Here is a 6,109-nt window from a genome sequence, read left to right on the forward strand (position 1 = left end):
TCATGAAACTGCTTCGTCTTAATGCGTTATCGCCCAATTTTCAGTTACCTCAAACAGCGGTAACTATTGGTAATTTTGATGGTGTCCATTTAGGTCACCAAGCGATGATTGCTCAACTCAAAAAAATTGCTGCAGCACAAGGCTTAAAAACATTGGTTATGATTTTTGAGCCACAACCTCTTGAGTTCTTTAAAGGCTACGATGCCCCTCCTCGTATTAATTCACTACGGGAAAAAGTTGAATACCTAGCCGAGCTTGGCGTTGACTATATTGCGGTTGCTAAATTTGATGAACATTTTCGTAGCATGAGCGCATCTGCCTTCGCAGATTTATTAAAAAATAAATTAAATGCCCAATCATTAGTTTTAGGGGATGACTTTCATTTCGGTAAAGACCGCCAAGGCAACAGTGAATTTTTAAAAGATTATGGCTTCCAAGTCACAAATTTACATACCATTGAACTTGAAGGTGAACGCGTCAGTTCAACCCGTATTCGCCAAGTACTTCAAGTGGGTAATCTTGCTTTAGCAGCTAAATTATTAGGCCGTCCGTACAGTATTACTGGACGTGTCCAATATGGCGACCAAATTGGACGAACTCTTGATTTTCCAACCATTAATGTTCGTCTCAACCGCCACAAACCTTGTTTAAACGGTATTTATGGCGTTGAAGTCATTTGCGAAACAACTTCTCTCACTGAAAAAGTGCGCCAAGAAACACCAGAGAAACCAGGAATTGCCGGATATCATGAAAACAGCCTCTATGGCGCAGGTCATGTCGGTACACGTCCCGCCATTCAGCAAGAACATCCAGAATGGAGATTAGAAGTACATTTCCCTGATGTTTCTGCTAATCTGTATGGCTTATTTATGCGGGTGACTTTTCTTCACTATCTTCATGGTGAATTGAACTACCCTTCGCTTGAAGCACTTAAGGCTGGAATTGATAATGACGTGCAACAGTTACGACAATACCGTAACGACACGACACAATTTCCTTTTTAATTCGAATTTTGATTGTAAAACATGTCAGCTCCCAAGCTGATTAAACTGGAAGAAAACTTGCATGAGCGATAAGCAAACTCCTGAGAATGCAGTGGACTACAAAGCCACGCTAAACCTGCCGGATACTCAATTTGCAATGAAAGCAAATTTGGCAGTACGTGAAGTGAAATGGTTAGAAGAGTGGTATACCGACAACATTTATCAGCAGATTCGTGCATCGCGTATTGGCAAGAAAAAATATATTTTGCATGATGGCCCTCCATATGCGAACGGTACAATTCACTTAGGTCACGCAGTCAATAAAGTACTCAAAGACGTTATTGTAAAAAGCCGTACGCTTTCAGGTTTTGATGCACCGTATGTTCCAGGTTGGGACTGTCATGGCTTGCCAATCGAACTAAAAGTCGAAGAGAAAGTAGGTAAAGTGGGCGAAAAAGTTGACGCAGCAACTTTCCGTAAACTTTGCCGTGAATACGCGCTAAAACAAATTGATTTACAGCGTACTGACTTTAAACGTCTTGGTATTTTAGGTGATTGGGATAATCCTTATCTCACCATGAATTACAAACAAGAAGCCGATATCGTTCGTGCTCTAGGTCTCATCCAGAAAAATGGCCATATCCAGCCAGGCTTAAAGCCAGTGAACTGGTGTATGGACTGCGGTTCAGCTCTTGCTGAAGCAGAAGTTGAATACGAAGATAAAAAATCAGACGCAATTGACGTTGGTTTTGGCGTTGTCGATCTCAAAGATTTAAGTGCCCGTTTAAACGTAGAAGTTCAAGATCCAACAGATATCGTGATCTGGACCACTACACCATGGACATTACCAGCTAACCAAGCCGTTGCGTTGCATGCCGAAATTGAATATCAATTGGTGCAAGTGACAACTGAGCGTGGTAAGCAAAACTTTATTCTTGCTAAAGATCTAGTTGCTTCAGCGATTGAGCGTTACAAGCTTGAAAACCCAGTTGTTTTAGCTGATTTTACTGGTTCGGCTCTTGAAAACCTTACCCTACAGCATCCTCTACTTACTGATCGTCAAGTTCCGGTTATTTTAGGTGAACATGTTATCGCAACAAGCGGTACAGGTGCCGTACATACAGCGCCTGGCCACGGTGCGGACGACTATAAAGTAGGTCTTCAATACAACCTTAAAGTAGATAACCCAGTGGGTGGTAACGGTGTTTATCTCCCAACTGCTCCAATCTATGCTGGTGAGCACATCTATAAAGCCAATCCAAAGATTATTGAAGCTTTGGGCGCTGTAGGCCGTTTATGGGCTCATCAACCAATTAAACACAGCTACCCACACTGCTGGCGCCATAAGACTCCTATTATTTTCCGTGCTACACCACAATGGTTCATTAGCATGGATCAAAAAGGGTTACGTGAAGGTGGGCTTAATGCCATTGAAAATGATATCGAGTTTGTACCGAACTGGGGTAAGAACCGTATTGAATCAATGATCGAAGGTCGTCCGGACTGGTGTATTTCACGTCAACGTACTTGGGGTGTTCCAATTCCATTCTTCGTTCATAAAGATACGAACGAATTACACCCGCGTACACCTGAACTCATCGAAGAAGTTGCTCAACTGATCGAAGAAGAAGGCATCGAAGCATGGTTCAAACGTGAAGCAAAAGACTTCATCGGTGAAGATGCTGAACAATATAACGCTGTTCGCGATACACTCGATGTATGGTTCGACTCTGGTACAACGCATTACGCTGTACTTGAGCAACGTGATGAATTAGAAAGCCCTGCTGACTTATATTTAGAGGGTTCAGACCAACACCGTGGCTGGTTCCAATCTTCTTTATTAACATCTATGGCAATTCACAATCGTGCGCCATATAAAGCCTTGTTAACTCATGGTTTTACAGTGGACGAAAACGGTCGTAAATTGTCGAAATCTTTAGGCAACTATATCCCGCTTGAAGAAATCATCAAACAGCTTGGTGCAGATGGTTTACGACTATATGTAGCGTCTAGCGACTACCGTTATGAAATCGCAGCATCGAAAGAAATCTTTAGCCGTGTAAGTGATAGCTATCGCCGTATTCGTAATACTCTACGCTTCTTGCTTGCGAACCTAAATGGTTTCAAACCAAGTACTGATGCTCTGGACGTAGATGACCTTATCGCTCTAGATCAATACATCTTACAACGTGCGAATGAAGTACAACAAACCATTATCACTGCCTATGAAGAAATGAACTTCCATGTGGTATGTAGTGCGTTAACAAGCTTCTGTATTAATGACTTAGGTGGTTTCTACCTAGATATTATCAAAGACCGTCAATACACCACTAAAGCAGATTCTCAGGCACGTCGTTCTGCACAAACAGCGCTTTATCATATTGTTCAAGCATTTATCCGGTGGATGAGCCCAATCCTAAGCTTTACCGCTCAAGAAGCTTGGCCATTGATTCCAGAACAAACCGAAAAGTATGTATTTACTTCAGAATGGTATGACTTGCCTGTTTCATCAAAAGCAAACTTGCTTTCTGAAGAAGATTGGCAAACATTGATTAGCGTAAAATCTGCAGTAAATAAACAGATTGAAGCAGCGCGTAACGCTAAACTTGTCGGCAGTAATCTTTCAGCCAAAGTTGAACTTTGGGCAAGTGAATCATTACAAACAGTTTTAAACCAACTGGCTGATGAACTCCGTTTTGTTCTTATTACTTCGCAAGTAGTAGTACATCCATTTGCTGAGCAAGGTGAAGCAACTGAAATGGAAGGCTTACGTGTACAAATATCTGCAGCTGAAGGTGAAAAATGTGCACGTTGCTGGCACGTCCTTCCAGATGTAAATACACATGCCGATCATCCTGGTTTATGTGGTCGTTGTATTGTGAACGTCACTGGTCGTGGCGAAGTGAGAAAATATGCCTAATTCACAAGCTAAAAAAGGCTTATTCCAGTTTTATCCACATAATCTGATTTGGCTTGGACTTTCTGTCCTTGCCATTGTATTGGATCAATGGACAAAATGGATTGCAAGTACACATCTGAACTACGCAGATCCTGTACCTGTACTTCCATTTTTAAACTGGACACTATTGCATAACTATGGTGCAGCTTTTAGCTTTTTATCTGATGCAGGAGGATGGCAGCGCTATTTCTTCACATCACTGGCGGGCTTAGTTTCAGTACTTTTTGTATTTTGGTTAATGCGTATGCCTAAAAAAATGGTGGTGCTACCTGTAGCCATCGCTTTAATTTTAGGTGGAGCTTTAGGTAATTTAATTGACCGTATTACCCTAGGTTATGTGGTCGATTTCATTCATGTTTATTACCAAAATCATCACTTTCCAGCTTTTAATATTGCGGACAGTGCCATCACTCTAGGTACGATTTTGCTACTCATTGATACATTCTTCCTTGAGAAGCAACGTAACCAAAATTCGGATGCATAATATGACCGAAATTATTCAACCTAACGAAGAAATTCGTATTCAAGAAGGCTCTAAAGTCGACCTACACTTTTCTGTAGCTATCGAAAATGGTGTAGAAATTGACAATACACGTAGCCGTGAAGAGCCAGTTAGTCTGACTATTGGTGACGGAAACCTTTTACCAGGTTTCGAAAAAGCATTATTCGGTTTACGTGCAGGTGACCGCCGTACAGTACACCTTCCACCAGAAGAGGCTTTTGGTCCGTGGAATCCAGAAAATGTTCAAACTTTCGATACAGTTAAGTTTGAACAACGCCCTATTCCTGGTCACATGATCGAATTTGAAGATAAGGCAAAAACCACCTTATTCGGTGTAGTAAAATCAGTTAATGATGACATTACAGAAATTGATTTTAATCACCCATTAGCTGGGAAAAATATTACCTTTGAAGTAGAAATATTTAAGGTTACTCCTGAAGGCCAACAAGGCATTAAGCTAATGTAAATAAAAAGCCCTCTAAATGAGGGCTTTTTTATGATTCAATTTTTATTAGTGACATAAGAATCCTTACAAATTCTATATTCTCTCCTACCTATATAATGAATTAAGTTATAAAGATAAAAATACTTAGGAAAAATACATGCTGGTCTATATTATCGTAGGAAGTGTTCGTGAAGGACGTACAGCAATTAAAGTTGCCAATTGGCTAGAATCCACAATTCCATCATTTAATCTAGAAGATTTTCAGACAGAAGTAATTGATTTAAAAGAGTGGAATTTACCGTTATTTTCAGGCTCTCACCCACCTGCTACCGGGATTTATGATCAACCTAAACAACAAGAATGGGCAGACAAAATTGCTCAAGCAGACGCATTTATCTTTATTAGCCCAGAATACAACCATGGTTACAGCCCAGCTTTAAAAAATGCACTTGATTATGTCGGCAAGGAGTGGGGTGGTAAACCTGCTGCATTTATTGGCTATGGTTCAACAAATGGCTCTCGTTCTATTAGTCAAATACGTCAAGTCACCTCAAGTTTAAGCATTATTGACCCGAATGCTGTAATAGAGATAAGAGATATATTTAAACGTAATAAAGATGAAAAATTCGAAGCTAATGAGTTTGAAGTAAAAGGTCTTCAATCCATTGTTGAGAAACTACAGAAATATCATTTGTCTTAATTGAACAAAAGGCCTCTTTTCTAAACAAAAGAGGCCTTTAATTTTATAAACTCTTTAAATACTCCACTACATCAGTATTACCAGCCATTTCTGCAAGCTCTAATGCTGTGTATTCACTTTTGTAAGCGACATGCGCACCTTTTTCAATTAAGAGTTGAACTATCTCTAAATGATCATTTTCAGCAGCTGCTTGTAGAGCACTATATCCCTCATCATCTATCTGATTAGGATCTTCTCCCTCTATTAGTAGTTCTTTTACTTGATCGATATCACCTAGAGATGCCCAATAAATCAATACAGGTAAAGATAGCTCTTCATCATCTTCAGGTATTGGAGAGAAAGAATTGATTTTCATGGACGTACCCAAAAATAATAGAGTTCATCATTATATTCATAGAATATAGCAAGAATACAAATCTAATTTTGGACCTATCTTTTATTAAAAATTAAATTCCGCACATAAAGAAACACCCCCATTCATTGGAACGGGGGTGTTTAGAATAATGAGCTGGCGATGACT

The 6,109-nt window shown here is 39.9% G+C and carries 6 protein-coding genes; 5 read left to right on the forward strand and 1 reads right to left on the reverse strand.

Annotated features, from left to right (window positions below; translation table 11 throughout):
* The first annotated feature begins 2 nt into the window (after positions 1 to 2).
* The 5 genes from ribF to ACTJJG_RS13745 all read left to right on the forward strand — a co-directional run bounded on the left by ribF (position 3) and on the right by ACTJJG_RS13745 (position 5,589).
* Complete coding sequence (ribF, locus tag ACTJJG_RS13725; protein WP_032012561.1) at positions 3 to 1,004, forward strand: bifunctional riboflavin kinase/FAD synthetase; 1,002 nt, start codon at positions 3 to 5, stop codon at positions 1,002 to 1,004.
* Between the two features lie 61 nt (positions 1,005 to 1,065).
* Positions 1,066 to 3,903, forward strand: a complete 2,838-nt coding sequence (gene ileS, locus ACTJJG_RS13730) for an isoleucine--tRNA ligase (protein WP_372552779.1) — start codon at positions 1,066 to 1,068, stop codon at positions 3,901 to 3,903.
* On the forward strand, positions 3,896 to 4,426 hold the full coding sequence (gene lspA / locus ACTJJG_RS13735; protein ID WP_005804840.1) for a signal peptidase II: 531 nt from the start codon (positions 3,896 to 3,898) through the stop codon (positions 4,424 to 4,426). The genes ileS and lspA overlap by 8 nt, the downstream gene beginning before the upstream one ends.
* 1 nt (position 4,427) lies before the next feature.
* The gene (locus ACTJJG_RS13740; RefSeq protein ID WP_014208021.1) at positions 4,428 to 4,910 is read left to right on the forward strand and encodes an FKBP-type peptidyl-prolyl cis-trans isomerase; all 483 of its coding nucleotides are present in this window, start codon (positions 4,428 to 4,430) and stop codon (positions 4,908 to 4,910) included.
* 136 nt (positions 4,911 to 5,046) lie between these two features.
* A complete protein-coding gene (locus ACTJJG_RS13745; RefSeq protein WP_009387643.1) occupies positions 5,047 to 5,589 on the forward strand; it encodes an NADPH-dependent FMN reductase in 543 nt (180 codons plus the stop codon).
* Between the two features lie 43 nt (positions 5,590 to 5,632).
* Here ACTJJG_RS13745 and ACTJJG_RS13750 read toward each other — a convergent pair whose 3' ends face one another.
* The gene (locus ACTJJG_RS13750) at positions 5,633 to 5,944 is read right to left on the reverse strand and encodes an ankyrin repeat domain-containing protein (RefSeq protein ID WP_032057283.1); all 312 of its coding nucleotides are present in this window, start codon (positions 5,942 to 5,944) and stop codon (positions 5,633 to 5,635) included.
* Positions 5,945 to 6,109: the final 165 nt, after the last annotated feature.

The sequence above is a fragment of the Acinetobacter sp. 22512 genome (assembly GCF_052044755.1).
Classification (GTDB): Bacteria; Pseudomonadota; Gammaproteobacteria; order Pseudomonadales; family Moraxellaceae; genus Acinetobacter; species Acinetobacter pittii.